General features: G+C 35.8%; 20 protein-coding genes. 12 read left to right on the top strand and 8 right to left on the bottom strand.

Annotated features, from left to right (window positions below; all coding sequences use genetic code 11):
- Window positions 1-71 precede the first annotated feature (71 nt).
- The 7 genes from CHRYMOREF3P_RS01830 (at window position 72) to CHRYMOREF3P_RS01800 (ending at window position 4,045) form a co-directional block, all read left to right on the top strand.
- Window positions 72-785 (top strand): glycohydrolase toxin TNT-related protein, encoded by a 714-nt coding sequence (locus CHRYMOREF3P_RS01830; protein WP_180563711.1) that lies wholly within the window; start codon window positions 72-74, stop codon window positions 783-785.
- Between the two features lie 10 nt (window positions 786-795).
- The gene (locus CHRYMOREF3P_RS01825) at window positions 796-1,206 is read left to right on the top strand and encodes a hypothetical protein (protein ID WP_077417531.1); all 411 of its coding nucleotides are present in this window, start codon (window positions 796-798) and stop codon (window positions 1,204-1,206) included.
- Between the two features lie 105 nt (window positions 1,207-1,311).
- Window positions 1,312-2,043 carry a hypothetical protein gene (locus CHRYMOREF3P_RS01820; RefSeq protein ID WP_180563710.1) on the top strand — a complete coding sequence of 244 codons (732 nt, stop codon included), beginning with the start codon at window positions 1,312-1,314 and terminating at the stop codon, window positions 2,041-2,043.
- A 104-nt stretch (window positions 2,044-2,147) separates the two neighbouring features.
- Window positions 2,148-2,615, top strand: coding sequence for a nucleoside triphosphate pyrophosphohydrolase family protein (locus tag CHRYMOREF3P_RS01815; RefSeq protein WP_047374946.1), 468 nt, complete (start codon window positions 2,148-2,150; stop codon window positions 2,613-2,615).
- A gap of 2 nt (window positions 2,616-2,617) precedes the next feature.
- Window positions 2,618-3,181, top strand: coding sequence for a TlpA family protein disulfide reductase (locus tag CHRYMOREF3P_RS01810; protein ID WP_077417535.1), 564 nt, complete (start codon window positions 2,618-2,620; stop codon window positions 3,179-3,181).
- Between the two features lie 3 nt (window positions 3,182-3,184).
- On the top strand, window positions 3,185-3,790 hold the full coding sequence (locus CHRYMOREF3P_RS01805; RefSeq protein ID WP_077417537.1) for a DUF4230 domain-containing protein: 606 nt from the start codon (window positions 3,185-3,187) through the stop codon (window positions 3,788-3,790).
- 72 nt (window positions 3,791-3,862) lie between these two features.
- Window positions 3,863-4,045, top strand: a complete 183-nt coding sequence (locus tag CHRYMOREF3P_RS01800; RefSeq protein WP_180563709.1) for a hypothetical protein — start codon at window positions 3,863-3,865, stop codon at window positions 4,043-4,045.
- A gap of 103 nt (window positions 4,046-4,148) precedes the next feature.
- Here CHRYMOREF3P_RS01800 and leuB read toward each other — a convergent pair whose 3' ends face one another.
- The 4 genes from leuB to CHRYMOREF3P_RS01780 all read right to left on the bottom strand — a co-directional run bounded on the left by leuB (window position 4,149) and on the right by CHRYMOREF3P_RS01780 (window position 8,678).
- Complete coding sequence (leuB, locus tag CHRYMOREF3P_RS01795; RefSeq protein ID WP_077417540.1) at window positions 4,149-5,273, bottom strand: 3-isopropylmalate dehydrogenase; 1,125 nt, start codon at window positions 5,271-5,273, stop codon at window positions 4,149-4,151.
- Window positions 5,254-5,862 (bottom strand): 3-isopropylmalate dehydratase small subunit, encoded by a 609-nt coding sequence (gene leuD / locus CHRYMOREF3P_RS01790; protein ID WP_077417542.1) that lies wholly within the window; start codon window positions 5,860-5,862, stop codon window positions 5,254-5,256. Before leuD ends, leuB begins: the two co-directional genes overlap by 20 nt.
- Before the next feature lie 232 nt (window positions 5,863-6,094).
- The gene (gene leuC, locus CHRYMOREF3P_RS01785; RefSeq protein ID WP_180563708.1) at window positions 6,095-7,483 is read right to left on the bottom strand and encodes a 3-isopropylmalate dehydratase large subunit; all 1,389 of its coding nucleotides are present in this window, start codon (window positions 7,481-7,483) and stop codon (window positions 6,095-6,097) included.
- A gap of 31 nt (window positions 7,484-7,514) precedes the next feature.
- The gene (locus CHRYMOREF3P_RS01780; RefSeq protein ID WP_180563707.1) at window positions 7,515-8,678 is read right to left on the bottom strand and encodes a 2-isopropylmalate synthase; all 1,164 of its coding nucleotides are present in this window, start codon (window positions 8,676-8,678) and stop codon (window positions 7,515-7,517) included.
- Window positions 8,679-8,826: 148 nt separating this feature from the next.
- Between CHRYMOREF3P_RS01780 and CHRYMOREF3P_RS01775 the strand changes: the two genes are divergently transcribed.
- Window positions 8,827-10,371, top strand: coding sequence for a hypothetical protein (locus CHRYMOREF3P_RS01775; RefSeq protein WP_180563706.1), 1,545 nt, complete (start codon window positions 8,827-8,829; stop codon window positions 10,369-10,371).
- Between the two features lie 303 nt (window positions 10,372-10,674).
- On the opposite strand, the gene CHRYMOREF3P_RS01770 is transcribed toward CHRYMOREF3P_RS01775, so the two are convergent.
- Window positions 10,675-11,649: a dipeptidase gene (locus tag CHRYMOREF3P_RS01770; protein WP_180563705.1), complete on the bottom strand. Its 975-nt coding sequence runs from the start codon at window positions 11,647-11,649 to the stop codon at window positions 10,675-10,677.
- 451 nt (window positions 11,650-12,100) lie between these two features.
- Between CHRYMOREF3P_RS01770 and thrS the strand changes: the two genes are divergently transcribed.
- Complete coding sequence (gene thrS, locus CHRYMOREF3P_RS01765; RefSeq protein ID WP_180563704.1) at window positions 12,101-14,020, top strand: threonine--tRNA ligase; 1,920 nt, start codon at window positions 12,101-12,103, stop codon at window positions 14,018-14,020.
- A 173-nt stretch (window positions 14,021-14,193) separates the two neighbouring features.
- Complete coding sequence (gene infC, locus CHRYMOREF3P_RS01760) at window positions 14,194-14,694, top strand: translation initiation factor IF-3 (protein ID WP_172625635.1); 501 nt, start codon at window positions 14,194-14,196, stop codon at window positions 14,692-14,694.
- Between the two features lie 131 nt (window positions 14,695-14,825).
- On the opposite strand, the gene CHRYMOREF3P_RS01755 is transcribed toward infC, so the two are convergent.
- Entirely contained in the window at window positions 14,826-15,386 is a 561-nt protein-coding gene (locus CHRYMOREF3P_RS01755; RefSeq protein WP_077417554.1) for a hypothetical protein, read from the bottom strand.
- 158 nt (window positions 15,387-15,544) lie between these two features.
- On the opposite strand from CHRYMOREF3P_RS01755, the gene CHRYMOREF3P_RS01750 reads away from it, so the two are divergent.
- Window positions 15,545-16,618: a resolvase gene (locus tag CHRYMOREF3P_RS01750; RefSeq protein ID WP_180563703.1), complete on the top strand. Its 1,074-nt coding sequence runs from the start codon at window positions 15,545-15,547 to the stop codon at window positions 16,616-16,618.
- Window positions 16,619-16,732: 114 nt separating this feature from the next.
- A complete protein-coding gene (locus tag CHRYMOREF3P_RS01745) occupies window positions 16,733-17,299 on the top strand; it encodes a hypothetical protein (RefSeq protein WP_180563702.1) in 567 nt (188 codons plus the stop codon).
- An 82-nt stretch (window positions 17,300-17,381) separates the two neighbouring features.
- On the opposite strand, the gene CHRYMOREF3P_RS01740 is transcribed toward CHRYMOREF3P_RS01745, so the two are convergent.
- Both CHRYMOREF3P_RS01740 and CHRYMOREF3P_RS01735 read right to left on the bottom strand, forming a co-directional pair.
- Complete coding sequence (locus CHRYMOREF3P_RS01740) at window positions 17,382-18,011, bottom strand: response regulator transcription factor (protein WP_180563701.1); 630 nt, start codon at window positions 18,009-18,011, stop codon at window positions 17,382-17,384.
- A gap of 2 nt (window positions 18,012-18,013) precedes the next feature.
- Complete coding sequence (locus CHRYMOREF3P_RS01735) at window positions 18,014-20,248, bottom strand: sensor histidine kinase (protein WP_232538941.1); 2,235 nt, start codon at window positions 20,246-20,248, stop codon at window positions 18,014-18,016.
- Window positions 20,249-20,278: the final 30 nt, after the last annotated feature.

The following is a 20,278-nucleotide window of genomic DNA, read 5'->3' as shown; positions in this document are numbered from 1 at the left end:
TAAAGAATGATGTTTCAAAAAGGCAGCCCCTTCTAATACCTCTGATTTTTAAAATAATTTAAAATTTTTATATGAAACATTTATTTAAGTACCTCTTTTTTTTTACTATTGCTTCGTTCTCTATTGCCTGTAATTCAGATAGAGATGATGAAATAGACACCAATCCGGATGTCACAACCGTATTCTACAAAAATGCTGATGAACTGGCAACAACTTATGACCCCAACAATACGGCAAGCCAGCCTCTTAGAAACCAAGCCTATGATCTTTATAAAAGAGGAAAATGGAGCGAGCTGGAATCACTTTTTAAGGCTAATAATTTAAACGGCGGATGGCCGCCTGCAAACGGAGGCTACAATATCGTTGATGATGTTGCATTACAAGCTGGACAGAAATTTGACAGATACAGCGGTGCTGTAGGCAGTTATAACGGAACAGGTGTTCCTACTTTGGGAGGAAGTTTTACAAGTCCTATCATCAACGGATATACCTATACGTTTACCCAAAGAGCATTAAACCAGCCTGAAGACAAGTACGACTTCTATTATGAGATTGATGTCTTGAACAATTCAATGCAGTTTAAAACACAGACAGCAGACATTATTCCTTGGTTTAGCCAGGCGGGTAAAGGAAAGCAAACCATGTGGAAAATTCCGATTGACATCAACACTGGTTATCAGAAAACGTGGAATAAGCTAGCAGAAGAAGGCTATATAAAAGTTACCATCAAGAAAAGTCCAAGCGGAAAATATCCTAACTTAGTGGGCACAGTTATTCAGCCATAAATTCATTCAGATGTATTCAATATCAAACAAAATAAACATTACTAAAAAAGCTTCAGTTACAAAAAGCACTTTCATTAATGATGAAGCGCTTCCAGCAGCCATTACCACTTTTACCTGCTGTAATTGCGGTCATGAAAATACGGTTGAGATAAAGCCCTACGAATCAGGATTTCCAATCTTCCAGGTGTACAATGAAGACAAAATAATATCCAAAGATGAATTATTAAAACACGGAATCGTCAACGGAACTTCTCAAAGAATGATTCATTTTGGAGAATTGACTGTTAATGATCTGCCTACCTTATATTTTGGGACAGATTGTTCTTCCTGTCATTCAAAATACATCTGCGTATTCAGCTATGGAGAAAAACAGCCAGGACTAATGATATTGAGCATCTCCGGCGTTTGGAAATATGAATAACTAGAATCATTTTACTTAATATAATAAAAGTCTACAACCTTCAAGTTGTAGACTTTTTCTTAATTTAGCAAACAAACTAATTTGAACCGTGAAAAACTTCTATAAATGAAAAAAATAATCTTATTTCTTTTTACTCTATACTTTGGATCTTCATTTTCACAAAAAACACTCGCTAAATATCCGGAAGGTCAGTTTCCTTATAAAGGAGGTACCATCCAGTTATCCTCAGAAATGCAGGACTATTTTCTGAAAAGCGGATCTAAGCCATGTGATAAAAATGAAATGTATTTTGTAAGTATAAAGATTGATGAGAATGGCAAACCTGCTTTAATAAAGAAGAAAAGTGATGAAAGTATCATAGAGAAAAACAAATGCGCTTTTACTCTTGTGGTAAAATCTTTAGGAAGCCTGAAAAACTGGCAGCCTGCAGAACAAGACGGGAAAACAATTCCGGCTTATTTTGATTTTCTGTTTCAGCCGAAAGATTTTTTTGAAAATTACAAACCCGATTATGATATCATTAAAGCATATCAGTCTGCTGCTATTCCCGGTGGAATGAAAGCTTTTCGAAAAGATGTCCTTGAAAGCTTATATAATTATTTAGATTGGGAATCTTACAACCCTAAAGGAACATTTATTATATCTTTTGCAATAGATGAAAATGGAGACATCGTCAATGTAGATCTTGAACCCAAAGTAGAAAACAATAAAATTCTTCTTGAAGATGTAAAATTTGCACTAAAAAAAATAAAAGGAAAGTGGAGCCCTGCAAAAACTAAAGGGGTGCCAGTAAGTTCATGGTTTAGAATGCCTATAAACTTTAATTCACGGGAATAAAATAAAAACACTGGATAGTCTGCATTTTTGGGTTCCATATTTTACTCTTGTACATTTCACATTTTACAAATCCTTTTCTATCTTTGTGGGAAATAAAAAAATTCATGGATAAAATTGATAGTCTGAACCAAGTAGCAGAATTCCATACTACTTTCAAAGCCCCTATTTTAGATACTCCGCAAATTCCTTCTCCGGAAAGATGCAATCTGAGAGTAGAACTTTTACAGGAAGAATTGAACGAACTGAAACAGGCAATTGCTGATAATAATATTGTAGAAATTGCAGATGCATTGTGTGATCTTCAGTATGTTTTGAGTGGTGCTGTGCTGGAATTCGGACTTGGCAGCAAATTTGTAGAGCTATTCAACGAAGTTCAGCGTTCCAATATGTCGAAAGCGTGTGATAATGAAGAGCAGGCAAAGGAAACCGTTGAATTCTACAAAGAGAAGGAAGTAGAATCTTTTTATGAAAAGTCCGGAGAAAAATTTAACGTTTACAGACAGGCGGATCATAAAGTATTAAAAAACAAATACTACTCTCCTGCTGATTTAAAATCAATTATCGAGAAATAATTATGAAAAAATTTATTACCAATATTGTTGCCATTTCAAGCTTACTTTTAGCTGCACAACAGCTTAGCGCTCAAAAAGTAGTCGTAAACCGCGAGGTTGAAACTCAGAAAGACGGCAAAATGCTTTTAGGAAACCAACTGAAAGAGCAGTTTTTAAAAGCTCCTTATGCAGATTGGTATGTAAAGGAACATGATGAATATGCTCTTGACCAAAAAGCAGTCAGTGAATTGAAAAAAGAGAAAATCGGCACCTATGACATTATTGTTTTTATGGGAACATGGTGTGAAGACAGCCACAGAGATTTTCCAAGACTGATGAAAATATTGGAGGCCGTAAACTATCCGGAAAATAAATTAAACATTATTGCCGTAAACCGTAAGAAAGAATCTCCTACCGGGGATGAAAGTCTTTATAATCTTCAAAAAGTCCCTACCGTTATCCTGAAAAGATACGGAAAAGAGATTGGAAGAATTGTAGAAATGCCTACTACAGGCTATATTGAAAGAGATTTGGTTCAAATCCTTAAAAAGAACGATTCCTCTGTTATTAAAGAAATTTTTAAATAGATTTTGAGAAATTATAGAACAATCCTGTCTTTTGCAGCTGGTGCCGGCGCTATGGTGCTTCTGTTTTTTGGTCTGAAGTCCTGTCTGAACCTTGGAACTAAAACAGAACAGTCGGATTATTATATCCTGACCAATCAGATTTCCAAGATGAATAAGATGGTGGTGATAGAACAGAACACTTCCAGTATGCAGAAAACCAAAATGGGTTATGAAGTTTTCGGGAAAGAAGTTTCCAGCAACAGCATTATTACGTATACAAAGACCAATGCACAGGTTTCTTATGATCTTAATAAAATGAAGATCGAAGTGGATTCCATCAACAAAAAACTGGTTATTACAGAATTACCTGATGCTGAGATCAGAATTACACCAAGTGTTGAAATTCAATCTTTAGATGATTCATTCATAAACCGCATTTCGGAGAAAGATATTAAGAATGTCACTGCAAAGGCTAAAGAAACGGCAGAAAAATCAATTGATCAGAATCAGTTGAGAAATGAGGGCCGTAAACAGCTGATGGAAAACCTTAATAATGTTTTCGTTTTAGCGAAAGCACTGAATTATACCATTGAGGATAAAACGGGAAAAATTGGTATTCTGGGACTTTAGGATAAAATATTTCTGTTTGGCAGACCCTTTGAATGATATTATCCATATTGTTGAAATTTAAAATTCAAAGTCATGGATAAAAAAGGAAAAACCAACAAGAAAGAATCTGCCAACACCGCAGAAACCCAAAAGCAAAATCAGGATTTCCAGAATATTCCTGCAGCAGCAAAAAAGACCAATCCACCTGATATTGATAAAGAAGACATTCAGAAGTCTTCAAAAAACAAGTCAGGAAAAACGGATAATACGAAATAACGAAAAGAGCTGTTAAGGCTTATTGGTACTAAAAAACGAAAAGTTCCGTCTCATATGAGGCGGAACTTTTCTTTCTAACTATCTAATTGAACTTTTTTGTTTTCTATACAATCGTCGATTTTCCGATCTTGATATTTTCAAAATTGTAATATGATTTTTCAGAATATCTGATATGGTCGGCAATAAAGCTTCCCACTTCACTTGTTGAGTAATATTGTTTCGTATTAAGATCAATCGTGACATATTTGTTTTCAATAGCATGTTCTACAGATTGTCTTAATTTATCTGCTGCAGCCTTTAAATTAAGATGATCCAGCATCATGGCCACACTTAAAATAGAAGCAATAGGATTGGCAATTCCTTTCCCTTTGGCCTGAGGATAAGATCCATGGATAGGCTCAAATAAAGCATTTTCTTCCCCTACCGAAGCAGACGGCAGCAATCCGATAGACCCTCCAATTACACTTGCTTCATCAGAAATAATATCACCAAACATATTTTCAGTCAAAATCACATCAAAATGCTTAGGATTAAGAATCAGCTGCATAGCTGCGTTATCTACAAACATATAATCAAGCTGTACATCAGGATATTCCAGAGCTATTTCCTGGCACGTTTTTCTCCACAACCTTGAAGTATCCAGCACATTAGCTTTATCAATAAGGGTAAGCTTTTTCTTTCTTTTCTGAGCTTCCTGAAATGCCATGTGTGCAATCGGAATAATATCTTCACGGCTGTATTTACAAACATCATAGGCATAAGCGCCTTCCGGATCTGTAAATTTTTCACCAAAATAGATTCCGCTTACCAATTCTCGGAAAATCTGAATGTCAGCCCCTTCAATAATTTCCCTTTTGAGCGGACTTTTATCAATTAAAGAAGCATATGTTTTCAAAGGACGGATATTAGCAAACAATCCCAACTCTTTACGGAGTTTCAACAACCCTTGTTCCGGTCTTACTTTTGCTTCAGGATTATTATCAAAAACCGGATCGCCAATAGCTCCGAAAAGCACAGCATCAGATTCCTTACAGATTTTCAATGTCTCTTCAGGCAAAGGATTTCCTGTCTTGAAAATTGCTTCTGCACCGATTAATCCATAATCAAAATGGAATTTACATTGAAAAGCTTCAGCAATGACATCTAATATTTTAATGCTTTCACTGATAATTTCCGGACCAATCCCATCTCCGGGAAGAACCGCGATTTTAAAATAATTGTTGCTCATTTGTTTTTTGTGTCTTTAATTCAAAATTTGTGATGGTCTGTTTTCTGCTGATTAAAAAATCAATATCGTCATAGCCGTTCAACAGACATATTTTTTTATAAGAGTCTATCTCAAAAGTCTCCGTTGTATCTTTAAAGCTTACTGATTGCAATTCCACATCAATTGCAATCTCATTGTCAGGATTTTCATTGATTCCTTCTAAAATTTCTTTTAAAAACTCTTCAGAAACTTTTACCGGAAGAAGTCCGTTATTTAAAGCATTTCCTTTGAAAATATCAGCGAAATAACTGGAAATAATTACTTTAAACCCATAATCTGTCAAAGACCAGGCTGCGTGTTCACGGCTGCTTCCACACCCGAAATTATTTCCTGCAACCAAAATCTGGCCACTGAATTTAGGATTGTTTAAAACAAAATCCGGATTAGGTTCTCCTGTATGGATATTGAATCTCCAGTCTCTGAAAAGATTTTCTCCAAAACCTTTTCTGTCTATACTTTTCAGGAATCTTGCCGGAATAATCTGGTCTGTATCTATATTTTCTGCCGGCAATGGAACTGCGCGGGATTTTAAAATAACTAATTTTTGCATGTATTCTACATTGTTAGACTTTGAACCACAAAAGACACAAAAGTTTTTTTCACTTCAGTTTACTTAAGAAAGGATAAAAAGAACCTATATAAGAAATTCGCATAAGAATGAAAATCAAATATTTTCAAAAAAGCTTAAGTGCTCTTTTTATGCAAGCGAATGATAATTTCTTCTTACTTAAGTGTTACAACCTTTTGTGTCTTTGTGGTTCAAACATAATTTAAAATTACTTTTAGTTTAAACTTTCAAAAGCTGAAATTTTGCCTTCTATTGCGGCTTTCGCTGCAGTAAGAGGACTGGCAAGAATAGTTCTTGAACCCTGTCCCTGTCTGCCTTCAAAGTTTCTGTTGGAAGTGGAAACACAATATTCACCTTCCGGAATTTTATCATCATTCATGGCCAGACACGCCGAACATCCAGGCTGACGGATCTGAAATCCTGCATCGTTGAATATTTTATCCAATCCTTCCTCATAAATCTGTTTAACTACCTGTTGAGATCCGGGAACAATCAGAGCTTTTACCGCTTCTGATTTACTTTTCCCCTTAATATACTGGGCTGCAGAACGAAAATCCTCTATTCTAGCATTGGTACAGCTTCCTATGAAAACATAATTAACCTTGATGCTGTTCACTGTCTGTCCGGCTTCAAGTCCCATATATTGTAACGCTTTCTCTTCCGATTCGTTTTGAGGAGCCGGAATAACTTCACGGATTGAAATACCCATTCCCGGATTTGTACCATAAGTAATCATCGGATAGATATCTGCTGCGTCGAAACTGAGTTCTTTATCAAATGAAGCTCCTTCATCTGTTTTTAAGGTTTTCCAGTACTCTACTTTTCCCTCCCATTCTTCTCCTTCCGGAGCGAATTTTCTTCCCTGCACGTATTCAAAAGTGGTTTCATCCGGAGCAATCATACCGCCTCTGGCACCCATTTCAATACTCATATTACAAACGGTCATCCTTCCTTCCATTGACATATCTTCAAATACATTACCCGCGTATTCACAGAAATATCCCGTTCCTCCATCAGTTCCTATTTTTGAAATGATATAAAGAATCACATCTTTGGACTGAACATTTTCATTCAATTCGCCATTGACTGTAATCCTCATTGATTTTGGCTTGTTCAGTAATAAACATTGGCTGGCAAATACCTGAGCCACCTGACTGGTACCAATCCCAAAGGCAATAGAACCAAATGCTCCATGGGTAGACGTGTGGCTGTCACCACATACAATACTCATTCCCGGCTGGGTAATCCCTAATTCCGGAGCGATAATATGAACGATTCCCTGATATTGATGTCCCAATCCGAAAAGCTCAATATTGTTTTTCTTACAGTTTTCTGTAAGCTGTTCTACCTGATTTCTTGAAAGATCATCTTTAATGGGTTGTTCCTGATGTAAAGTAGGTACATTGTGATCCGCAGTAGCTACAATCTGCTCCGGCCTGAATACTTCCAGATTTCTGGATTCCAGTTCTGCAAAGGCCTGAGGACTGGTTACTTCATGGATAAGGTGCTTGTCTATATAAATAATCTGAGGTCCGTCAGGAATGGTTTCTACCACGTGAGCGTCCCATACTTTATCAAAAAGTGTTTTTTTACTGTTGTTCATTTTTACTTTTATCTTGATTTTAAAATCAAACCTATCCTATTTTTCTGCTGAAGGAATCCATCATCATGCTTAGGTCATCGTTGTCTATTTCTTTTTTAAGGTCAGCGATTTTCAAAAATTCCTTATACAGAAAATCAAGCTCATTCTTGGTAACCTCATAGCCGATATGCTTGAAACGGTAAGCCAATGCTGAGCGCCCGCTTCTGGCAGTAAGAATAATTGAAGAAGCATTCACTCCTACTTCTGCAGGGTCTATGATTTCATAAGTTTCCCTGTTTTTGATGACGCCATCCTGATGAATTCCTGAGCTGTGAGCAAAAGCATTGGCTCCTACAATAGCTTTATTGGGCTGTACAGACATTCCCATCAGTTCGGAAACCATTGTACTCATTTCATTCAGCATTCTGGAATTCACATTGGTATGCAGATTCAGATCTTTATGCTGTTTTAAAATCATGACGACTTCTTCCAATGCTGTATTGCCAGCTCTTTCTCCTAATCCGTTGATGGTACATTCAATCTGACGCGCTCCGTTGATAGCGCCGGCAATAGAATTGGCAGTAGCCAGTCCAAGATCATTGTGACAATGGCATGAAAGCACCGCTTTTTCAATTCCTTTTACATTTTCTCTCAGATACTTTATTTTCTGACCATATTCTTCCGGCAGGCAATATCCTGTGGTATCAGGAATATTCAAAACAGTGGCTCCTGCTTTGATTACTGCCTCACAAACCTTTGCCAGGTATTCATTGTCTGTTCTGCCTGCATCTTCAGCATAAAATTCTACATCCTCCACATAAGTTTTGGCATATTTTACGGCTTCCGCTGCTCTTTCAATAATATCTTCTCTTGTCGAGTTGAATTTATATTTAATGTGAGAATCGGAAGTTCCGATTCCGGTGTGTATTCTTGGTCTTTTTGCAAACTTCAGTGCTTCCGCTGCGGTATCAATATCTTTTTTATTTGCTCTTGTCAGCCCGCATACTTTAGCTTTTCTCACCAGTTTCGAAATTTCTGAAACAGATTCAAAATCTCCCGGACTGGAAATTGGGAATCCCGCTTCAATGACATCAATCCCTAACTCATCAAGCCTTTCAGCAATAATCAGTTTTTGTTCCGTGTTCAGTTTACATCCCGGAACCTGCTCCCCATCTCTCAGTGTTGTATCAAAAATTTCAATTTTTTCGGAATCCATAAGTGAAGTTTTTTACTTAATTTTGGTTCAAAACTACGGGTTGCTATATTTTTTCATTTTCACTTTTTTTGAAAATTACAATATTCAACAGTTGAAAAAACAATCGTATTCATTTATTAATCAGCATTTTAATTTATAAAAATTTACAATGGCAGAATTGCAGAAAGATTTTTTGTTTGTATTGGTAAAGTCATTGACCACCTCTGAAAAACGACAGTTCAAGTTATATGTGAACCGTCTCGGAATTAATGTAGATGCCAAATTTCTGCTGCTCTTTTCCGAAATGGATAAGATGAAGGAATATGATGAAAGTATAATTATTGAGAAAAAAATCTCTACCAAACAGCAGCTTTCCAATCTTAAAGCCCATCTTTATAAACAGATCCTCGTAAGTCTCCGTATGAACCCGAGTCATCAAAACTATAGAATTCAGCTTCGTGAGCAGCTCGATTTCGCCAATATTCTGTATCAAAAAGGACTTTACAAGCAGGCTCTGAAGATATTGGACAAAACCAAGCAGTCTGCATTGGAACTGGATGAAAAAAGTATTGCTTCTGAAATCATAGACCTTGAAAAAGTAATTGAATCACAATTCATTACCCGAAGTATTGAAGGCCGTGCTGAAGAGCTTATCAAGCAATCTCAGGAGATCAGCAAACAGAACCGCTACACCACAAAACTGTCTAATCTTTCTCTGAAATTATACAGTGAAATGCTTACCCACGGCTATGTAAAAAATGATGCAGACCGGCAGGAAGTAATGGATGTTTTTAATGCCCAGATTAAAAATATAAACCCTGAGAAGCTAAACTTCACAGAAAAACTTTGGTACTATAAAGCTCATGTCTGGAAAAACCAGCTTTTGCAGGATTATAAATACACCTTGAAATATGCTTATCAGTGGGTTGATCTTTTTCATAAAAAGCCTGAAATGATCTACAGCCACCCGGTTTGGTATATCAAAGGGAATACTTATCTGTTGAAAATCCTGTTTTTATATGGAAATATTGATATTCTGGAGGAGCATTTCGCGAATTTTAATAAAATGGTACATGCTGAAAATTTTATCCAGAATGAAAATCTTCAGTCCCTTATTTTTCTTACCCATTACAATACGCTGATGAATATTCACTTTGTAAAGGGGGAGTTTTTCACAGGAACCAAGCTTATTCCTGAAGTGGAATTAAAAATGGAAAAACTCAGAGAAAGAATAGATGAACACCATTTTATGATTCTCTATCTGAAAATGGCGGCCATGTTCTTCGGCAGTAAAATGTTTGACAAGTCTATTGAGTATTCTATGAGGATCATAGAATCTAAGGGAAATGTACAGGAAGATCTGCTGTTTCATACCAGGATTCTGATTTTAATGGCAAAATATGAGTCAGGCAATGATGAAGATTATGATGAATTTATCGCTTCTACTTTAAAGTTTGCCAAAAAAATGAAAAAGCCTGAAGAGTTTCATTTTGAAAGTATTCAGTTTTTTAAGAATCTTAATAATCAGGTATTGAATCAAAGGCAGAAAGCGTTTGAAAGTTTTGATAAAAAGCTGGAAACATATTCTAAAAATGAATATTACAGACGGTCGTTATTTTATATTGACATCCATGGATGGATTAAATCTAAAGTCCAGAATGTAGATGTCATCGAGATTATCAAGCAGAAAGCAAAGTATAAAAGAAAGCATTAAATAAAATCACACAAACCATTAATTTACAAAGTGTTGTCACGTTTAATTCATGTAAAATCAAACACCAGATCAGCTGTTTTCTTTTTAATATACTCTCTCACAGAGTTAGTATTAACAGGTCGCTTCTCTGGAGCTTTATTTTTATGAGGACTTCATCTTTTTTTCTATTAAAAGCAGATCCCGATGGGATCAAATCCAACTCCAATGGGAGTTAACTGTTAATAGGACGTATTTGTTTTAAAATTATAGCTCCAGAGAAGCGACCTGATAATTATGCTTTGATTCAACAGACAAGAAATGATTTTATTTATACATATTCTCTATAAAATTCAGTGCATTTTTATAGCTGATCTTTTCTACCAACTCAGTTGAAAACCGCTCTTCAATTTCTTTATTGACTGCCGGATATACCGAAGCGTTGGAATGTTCAGGAAAGAAAAAAGGATGACGGGATGTGTCCGGATGATCCTTCCAGTAAAAATAATCTGCACCATAGGCTATACTATCCTCTCCGCCAAGATCAAGTCCGTATTGAATATGCTCATAAAGTCTTTCAGGATGTTCAATATCAACATAATCTTTGATAAAATTCAGGCCAATCAATCCTTTTCTGTTGATCACTTCCTTCGCCAGTTCATCAGGGAGATTTCTATTGTTTTTATAAACAGTTCTGTAATTGGAATGGCTTGCAAGAATAGGAATTGAATAATTTCTCTGATCAATATAAGTGAAAATATCATAAGCCAGCTGATCACTTGTGTGAGCTAAATCAATGGCAATTTTCCGGTTAGAAATATAGTCGATCAGTACTTTACCATCGTCTTTCAAGCCTGCTGTAGCATTATTCCCGCCTCCAAAACGGTTTTCCAGATGATGCGTAATCCCGATATAAAAGACTTTTTCAGTATTTTCAATAATTGTCTCCAGGTTTTTAAATCCGGATTCCAGGCTTTGGTTTTCATCACAGAAAGCAGATGCATTTTCGATAGAAGCGATGACTCCTACCCGATTTTTATTTTCCGGATTGTTAAAATTATCATTGTTAAAAAGGAAAAAATTCTCGTTTTTGATAAGCTTTGAAAATAATTTGCTTTGTTCCAGTCCGTGAACCGTACTGTTTGCACCTGTTCCTGCATACATTGCCATCACCTGAAGCTTTACATTTCCATCCTGTAAATAAGGCAGCGAACAACCTATTTCTTTATCATCAAGCGCTGAATCTGATCTTAAAAGGTAATATAAAAGATCACAATGTAAATCGATGTTTATCCTGTTCATAGGGATTGTAATTTTTGAAATTAATATGTATTGGATTCTGATTGAATAGGGTCTATTGTATTTCAGAAATTTATAAAAGACAAGTACAATTTCTTGTCCTCATTTATTCTAACCTTTTATTATTGTATCAATATCCTGTATTCATCGGATTAAGATATTATTTTTAATCTTCTAAACTTATATTTTTATTCTTTTTGTAAGATTTAAAATTTCTATTGCTTTTTCTGTAATCTATTTAAAAACAAACCCGAGAAAACGACAAATTCCAGCCATACTAAGGCAATAAAAGTGACAGAATTATTTTCTGAGAACACTGCAATCTAAAGCATATGACTCCCAAACGTTAAAAATCTTTCTATTTTCGATATTAATTCTCATTCTAAATACAGATGGATATAGTATTTTATCTAAAAATTCCGTATTTTTGCCTCTTAAAATTTCTTAGTAAACAATGATAAAAATTACACTTCCAGACAATAGTGTCAAAGAATTCGAGGGAGCAGTGACTCCTCTAGATGTGGCAAAATCTATAAGCGAGGGATTGGCTAGAAACACCATTTCCGCAATTGTTAATGACAAACAAGTAGAAACAACCACACCTATAACCACGGATTCTACGGTACAGCTTTTGACCTGGAATGATGATCTTGGAAAGAAGGCTTTCTGGCACTCTTCTGCCCACCTTTTGGCGCAGGCTATCCTTGACTTTTATCCTAATGCTAAGTTGACGATTGGCCCTGCCATTGAAAGCGGATTCTATTATGACGTAGATTTCGGGGATGAAAGCTTATCTGAAAAAGATTTTGAAAAGATTGAAAAAAAGATCTTAGAAAACGCGAAGAAAGGTTCTACCTTCTCTCTTTACCCGGTTTCTAAAGAAGAGGCTTTAAAAACATATGCAGACAATCCTTACAAAGTGGAATTGATCTCTAATCTCAATGATGGAGAAATCACTTTTGTAACGCATGATAACTTCACAGACTTATGTCGTGGTGGTCACATTCCGAATACTGGAATCGTAAAAGCGGTTAAAATTTTAAATGCAGCAGGAGCGTATTGGAGAGGAAATGAAAAGAACCCTCAATTGACAAGAGTATATGGTATTTCTTTCCCTAAACAGAAAGACCTTACTGAATATCTTGAAAGATTAGAGGAAGCTAAAAGAAGAGACCACAGAAAATTAGGTAAAGAACTTGGAATTTTTGCATTCTCTGAAAAAGTAGGTGCCGGGTTGCCACTTTGGTTACCAAAAGGAACTGCTTTAAGAAGAAAGCTTGAAAATTTCCTTTCAGATGCTCAGAAAAAAGGAGGTTATGAGTTTGTAATGTCTCCACACATTGGGGCAAAAGAACTCTATGTAACTTCAGGACACTGGGATAAATATGGGGAAGACAGCTTCCAGCCGATCAAAACTCCGAATGAAGGAGAAGAATTCTTATTGAAGCCAATGAACTGTCCTCACCACTGTGAAATTTACAAGACTTCACAATGGAGCTACAGAGATTTGCCTAAGAGATATGCAGAATTCGGAACTGTTTACAGATATGAGCAAAGTGGAGAGCTTCACGGATTGACAAGAGTTCGTGGATTTACTCAGGATGATGCTCACCTTTTCTGTACTCCGGATCAGCTTTCTGAAGAATTTGAAAAAGTAATCGATTTAACTCTTTATGTTTTCAAATCTTTAGGGTTTGAAGATTTTGTAACTCAGGTATCATTAAGAGATCCTGAAAACAAACAAAAATATATCGGTTCTGATGAAAATTGGGAGAAAGCAGAAAGTGCCATCATCAATGCAGCTCAGAAGAAAGGATTAAAAACAGTTGTGGAATACGGCGAAGCGGCATTCTATGGACCTAAGCTTGACTTCATGGTGAAAGATGCTTTGGGAAGAAAATGGCAGCTGGGAACAATCCAGGTAGATTATAACCTTCCTGAAAGATTTGATCTTCATTATATCGGAAATGATAATGAAAAACACAGACCGGTAATGATCCACAGAGCACCATTTGGTTCTATGGAGCGTTTTATTGCTATTTTGTTGGAAAACACAGCAGGTGATTTCCCATTATGGTTAAGCCCGGAGCAGTTTATTATTCTACCGATCAGTGAAAAATATGTAGATTATTCAAAAAAAGTTTCACAATTTTTGGAAAATCACGATATTAGCGGTCAGATTGACGACAGAAACGAGAAGACAGGTAAAAAAATCCGTGATGCGGAATTGAATAAGATTCCTTTTATGCTTGTAGTAGGGGAAAATGAAGAAAATGAAGGCACGATTTCTGTAAGAAGACGTGGAGAAGGAGATCTTGGAGTGATGAAACTGGAGGATTTCGTTGCTTACTTTAAAAAAGAAGCAGCCATATAATTTAAAATTAAAAGATTGAAGGATTCAAAGGATTAATACCAGAACAGAATCTTTCAATTTTTAAATATTTAAATCAATTAAATTAAGTAATTAACCAATAAAATTATAATACAATAGCACAAAGATTTAACAACAGGGGCCCACAAAGACGTCCTGTACAGGAGGACTTACACTTGATCAACGATAAAATTCGTGTGAGAGAGCTTCGTTTGGTGGGCGATAACGTAGAGCCAGGAATTTATCCAATTGACAAAGCAAGACAGATTGCTGCTGAACAGGAATTGGATTTAGTAGTAATTTCTGATAAGGCCGAACCTTTTATTGCAAGAATATTAGAATACAAAAAATTCTTATATGAGCAAAAGAAAAAACAGAAGGAACTTAAAGCTAAGCAAGTAAAAGTGGTTGTAAAAGAGATCCGTTTCGGGCCTCAGACAGATGACCATGATTATGAATTCAAAAAGAAGCATGCTGAAAAATTCCTTGAAGAAGGTTCTAAGCTAAAAACCTACGTATTTTTTAAAGGACGTTCGATTATCTTTAAGGATCAGGGAGAAATTTTGCTTTTAAAACTTGCTCAGGAACTAGAGCACGTGGGTAAAGTAGACCAGCTTCCTAAACTTGAAGGAAAAAGGATGATTATGATGATGAGTCCTAAAAAACCAGCAAAATAATTAAGTCATTATTTTAATATAAAGAAACCTCAAAGCAATTTGAGGTTTTTTTATGCTAAAAATTTTAGAAAAGACTGTAAATGTAGCTGATCCATACTATTCTACCCATTGAATCAACGGCAAGATGCCTGTTATCCCTCAAAATTACCACAGTCATGCTCTGTAAAAAGTGGCAAAGCTTTTTCGGTGGTAAAGTATTTTGATATTCTTTTGTTTTTTAATTCCAGCTTTTTCCCTTCTATAACGAGTTCGTAAACGGGTGCTTTATCTATTTGCGTTACGATATAAGTTCTTTCCGGTGTTTTAAAAATGGTTTTGTTTCCTTCATTAGAGAATGAAAAATCACTAATTTCAAAGGTATCTTTTTCATCACAGACATTCGTCCATATTATTTTCTCTTTGGTTATGGATACACTTGTCAAATCGCATGAATAACAGTTTCCGGAGAATTCTATGCCATATTTCTCATACACATTTACACTTTTACTATTCAGGAGATCAATGGGAACAAGTTCTGAAAGCTCACCCGGTAGCTCTGATGTTGATGTATTATTTTTTTCCGGAGCAGGTGTAGAAACCGGAGCTGTTTTAGCATCTGTAGAAGCCACTTTTTCCACTTTTTTGTCTGTAGCGGGTGAACAGGAAGCTAGTAAAGCGGTCACAATTGAAAGGCTGATTATTACGTTTTTCATTTTTTATAAATAATTTTACAATACTTAGTTTATCGTTTGGTAAAATTGTCCAAATTCTCTCATTCAATATATCCCTGTTTTCAGCCATTTATTCCCTATACCAGGTAGTTTTGTTGGTATCTGTACTGAATACTGATACATTTACCAAAAAATATAAAATGAAAGCTTTAAATCAATTCTTCATCTCATCTATGATTGTTTTTGTGGGATGCAATCAGCAGAATAAAACAACAGAAACAAACAAAATAGAAACTGAAGTTAAGCAAAAAACGATAACACTGGCCGATTTCAAAAAAATAAAAGGGGTAGATAATGTACAGGATGTTCCATTTCAATTATTTACCAAGCTGGATTCTATACAATTTTTTGCGGCTCCGAATAAAGAAGCTGCTCATATGAAAATGGCTTATAATAAGTTTGATAATTATTACGGATTTGAAGAATTTGAGGACTTCTACTCTATTCATTATAGCATTAATAACAATATTTCGAACAGTATTGAAACGTTTGTCCTGAAGTCAGAATTCACTCCGGCATATGAACTTACTTTAAAAGGCGTAGATCTTTACGAGATCAGAAGCAGCACATTTAAGGAATCGAGTGATTTTAAGAACAAATCTTTTAAGAAATTTGGTACCATTGCTGAGATTTCAGAACAGGAATTTAAAGCCAGCTCAAAAAATCAAATTGGTGAAGCATTGGTAAAAAATCCGAATATACAACTGCAGGATGGCAACTGGGTATACATAGAAAATGGAAGAAAAGAAGTCATTACACAACATGAAAATATTTCTACAGAAACCGGGCCGCTTGCTAATGAATATGTGGGACAGTCACCTTTCTTAAACCTGGAGGTTTTCAAAGAAAATTCTGACGAAGTTGTAGATTCCTTCTATTCTTTTTACAGTATAAAAAACGCAGTGATGTTTGAGCTGGGTACAGAAGGCTATCCACAAATTCTTCCTACTAAAGGCTGGGTTACTTCTGTTTCATCCAATAATGATGTGGGGAGTAATTTTGTTATTTCTAAATATTTTCCACAAACAAAGAAGCAAGATAATCTTTTGTACGTGAATTTCACCAACTTCAAAATAGCAGATAATAAAAAGGCATTCTGGACTGATAATGATACTTTTTATGCAGAAGTCTATCCACTCAATTCAGCTTCAGCCAATGGTAAAAAGCAGAAAGCAGCTTATATAAAAATCCAGTTGAAAGCAAATCTGTTTTAGGAAAAATTTTTTAAGGGTAAAATTAATTTAAGTTTAGAATAAAAACCCCTGAAATCAGCCAGTGTTTATAGCTATAAAGTCCAATATCTTTGCGGTAATATTTAAAGAGATACAATGAAAAAATTAAGTTTGACCATCCTTTTTTGTTTATTAAGTTTTATAACCTTCGCACAATCACTGAAAGTAGTTATTAAACAGGACGGAAAGGTAATTCAACCTGTCAACGATGTTTATGACCTGAAAAAATCAACGTTCCAATTTGAAATTACATCTTCCAATCTGGAAGGGTTTCTAGTGGGGGCCACTACGAATAAAGATGTTTATGCAGGAGCTTTAGGCATTTTGAACACTGAGGTTGCATGGTTTCAGAATACGGGCATGGCGGAGGAATTGTATAATAAGGACAAAGAAATGTTTCTGATGGATTCTGCGCCATCATACTGGTATTATACCGATGCTAAAGATCATAGATTCGATAAAAATCCTAAAGGTAATGCAAAACAATGGACAGCTACCCGTACTATTACAAGGTTTTATGATATCATGGCAGATCAGCCTATTGATTTAAAGGATTTTAACGACAGGGTTTTCATATTAATGTATGAGCCTGTATATAATGACGAATATGATTTAGTAGGAAAAAAAAATCTGTTCCAGGCAGCTTTGAGATTCAAAGATTAATGAGTACACACCCGATTATTTGATTATATAAAAAAAGGTCTGCTTTTACGATGTAAGCAGGCCTTTTTGTTGGATGAATATTTTATTCGATCACCAAACCGTATTCTATAGCCAGTTTAATGGCGGAACTAAGATTAGAGGTTTGAAATTTCTCAATAAGATTTTTTCTGTGGCTTTCCACCGTGTGCGGGCTGATAAAGAGCTTTTCTGCCATTTGATTGGTTGTAAGTCCTTTTGCTGCTTCAGCTAAAATTTCTTTTTCTCTTCGTGTCAGTTTTGGAACATGATTTAATCCATCTGTTGATTTTTTCTCCAGAACGGACCTGGTTTGTGAGCATAAAAACCGGTTACCGGTATATACGGCAGTGATTCCTTCAAGGATTTCGGAAACTGAAGCATTTTTCTGAATATATCCTAAAGCGCCTTCCGCCAAAGAACTGTTAATAACAGGCAGTTCATTGTGAACGCTGAGGATGATAATCTGAAGGTTACTATACTTTTTCTTTAAAGGATTTATCAGTTCGATGCTGTTGACATCTACCAGATTGATGTCCAGCAGTAAAATATCAACGGCTTGTTTTGCCAGGCCTGCATTCATTTCTGAAACGTTTCTGAAACAATCTACAACATCTATGGTATCGCTGTTTCCTAAAATATTCTTCAAACCTTCTAAGAGAAGTGGATGATCATCTGTTATGGCTACTTTTATCATGTTTAATAAATAGGAATTTGAAGTTCTATACTGGTACCAATATTCAATTCGGAGGTGATATTCATTGTTCCTTTTAAAAATTGGACTCTTAATTCTATATTGTGAAACCCTGCTGTTTTTCTAACGTCCAGGTTGGTATGATCGAAACCTTTACCATTATCTTCTACCGTAAGGTTTAACAGATTTTCTTCTTCGCTCACCTGAACAATAATTTCTGAAGTATCGGCATGTTTTATCGCGTTATTCACCAATTCCTGAATGATTCTGTAGATAATCAGCTGCTTTTCCTGTGATATGGAATTACTGTAGTTAATAAATTCAGTATGGATCTCCAATGCACTATTGGAGATACGGGAAGCAAACTCCTGAATGGCTACCTCCAAACCGTATTTCGTTAATAAATCGGGCATTAAATTATGTGCTACCCTTCTTAACTCTTCTACAGCTCCATCAATCTGATCAATTGATTTTGAAATTCCTTCTTCTATATTTTCGGATTGATGAGGGTTTAAATAAGACAACTGATGCTTAGTTCCTGAGAGCAATCCTCCCAATCCGTCATGAAGATCACGGGCAAGACGGCCACGCTCCTGCTCCTGCCCTTCAAGCAATGCAGTAAGTGTGGAAATTTTGGAATTTTGTTTCTCTTTTTCCATGGCCAGGGCATGCAATTCGTCTCTTTGTTTCATAGACTTAGCACGCTGTTTATAGGCATAAAGCAATAAGAGAATCAGAACAATGAAAAAGATAATAAAGAAAATGTAGTACGTATTGATCTTCTCTTTGAATGCCAAGAGCTTTTTAAAGTTGTTAATATCATTATTCTTCTGCCGGGTTTCCAGTTTTGCTAAACGAAGCTGCTGTTCTTTTTTTTCCGATTCAAGTTCTGAAAATTTCAATCGCTCACGCTGGTTTTCTTCCACCAGCTTTAAGTTGTTGTAGACCTGTTCGCGCTGTGCACGCAAAATGTTAATCAACTTAATTTCCTGTGCTTTCTTGTCACTTTCCAGCTGCAACTTGATATATTTCTGTTCCTGTCGTTCTTTATCAAACTGTGATTCTAATCTTTTGGTAATATCCAGTTTTTCCTGATCGTAAACGCTTTTGTATTTATCTACATAACTTTTATAATAAGTCAGCGCTTCTTTGTAATTCCCCTGCTCTTCACTAATTCTGGATAAAGATTCAAGAATAGACAATTCAATATTATGATCTCGGACCGGACTTTTCCCAATTTCCATGGAGGCTTTTAGAAAATAAGATTTGGCTAAATTATAATTCTTATTCTGCAGCGCCAGTTCTGCCAGAATCCCAAATGAAGAAGCGATATGAATGGCATCACCGGTTTCCAGGCTCACTTTATTGGCCAGCTGAGCGTATTGCATCGCCTTATCACTGTCAAACTCGGTATATAAATTGGCTAAATTGATGGCTGCATAAGAAAGACTGCTTCTGTTGAGCATTCTGTCTTTATTTTTGTTGAAAGTCGCAATAGCCTGCAGATAATACTGCTCTGTTTTATTTCTCAGCTCCGTATTTGATTGATTTTGAATGTATTTTTGTTCATACACATACCCCATTCGCATATAGGCATCGAAGATAAGATTGGGATCATTTTGTTTGGATGCGAGGAACAGAAACTGCTTACTATATTTCTCTTCCAGCTGATATTCATTGAGGTTGGAATAAATAGTGGACAATTCTTTCGCTACGTTGCCAAATCTCCCGTACAGCGTGGAGGTTGTTGGTGAGTTTTCGTAATAGTCGATCGCTTTCAGATAAGCCGCAACAGCATCAGTTGTTTTGTTATTACGGGTCAGAATCCAGCCTTTTGCGTAATTAAAATAGCCTTTAGCCTCGTTACTATTGGTTTTTAAGCTATAGACCTTTGCCATGTCAAGACTTTTTGAAGACTCTGCTGTTTTATTATCCAACCGATAGTTCATGGCTTGTACAGCGTATAAAATCGTGGCATACTTTCCATCTGCCTGTTTTGATGCAATGGAAATATTGGTTTCTAAAACCTGATAAGACTTCGGTTTAAGGTTATGAAAAAATAAGGCAGTCGCGTATTTGGGAGCCAGATTGAGCTGTTCTGCTGTATTGTTTGATGCATGGCTGTATTCCTTTTCTAATTTACTTAAAACATCCTGCGCCTGAGCAAAAAACGGACAAACACATACAATAAATATAAATAATAACCTGTACATCAAACCCTTATCTCTATTAAAATTCATTCCATTAAAGAACGTAAATATAGGTAAATC

This window comes from Chryseobacterium sp. JV274 (genome assembly GCF_903969135.1).
Taxonomy (GTDB): Bacteria; Bacteroidota; Bacteroidia; order Flavobacteriales; family Weeksellaceae; genus Chryseobacterium.
The sequence above is the reverse complement of the archived record's forward strand: the minus strand, read 5'-3'. Positions and strand labels throughout refer to the sequence as shown.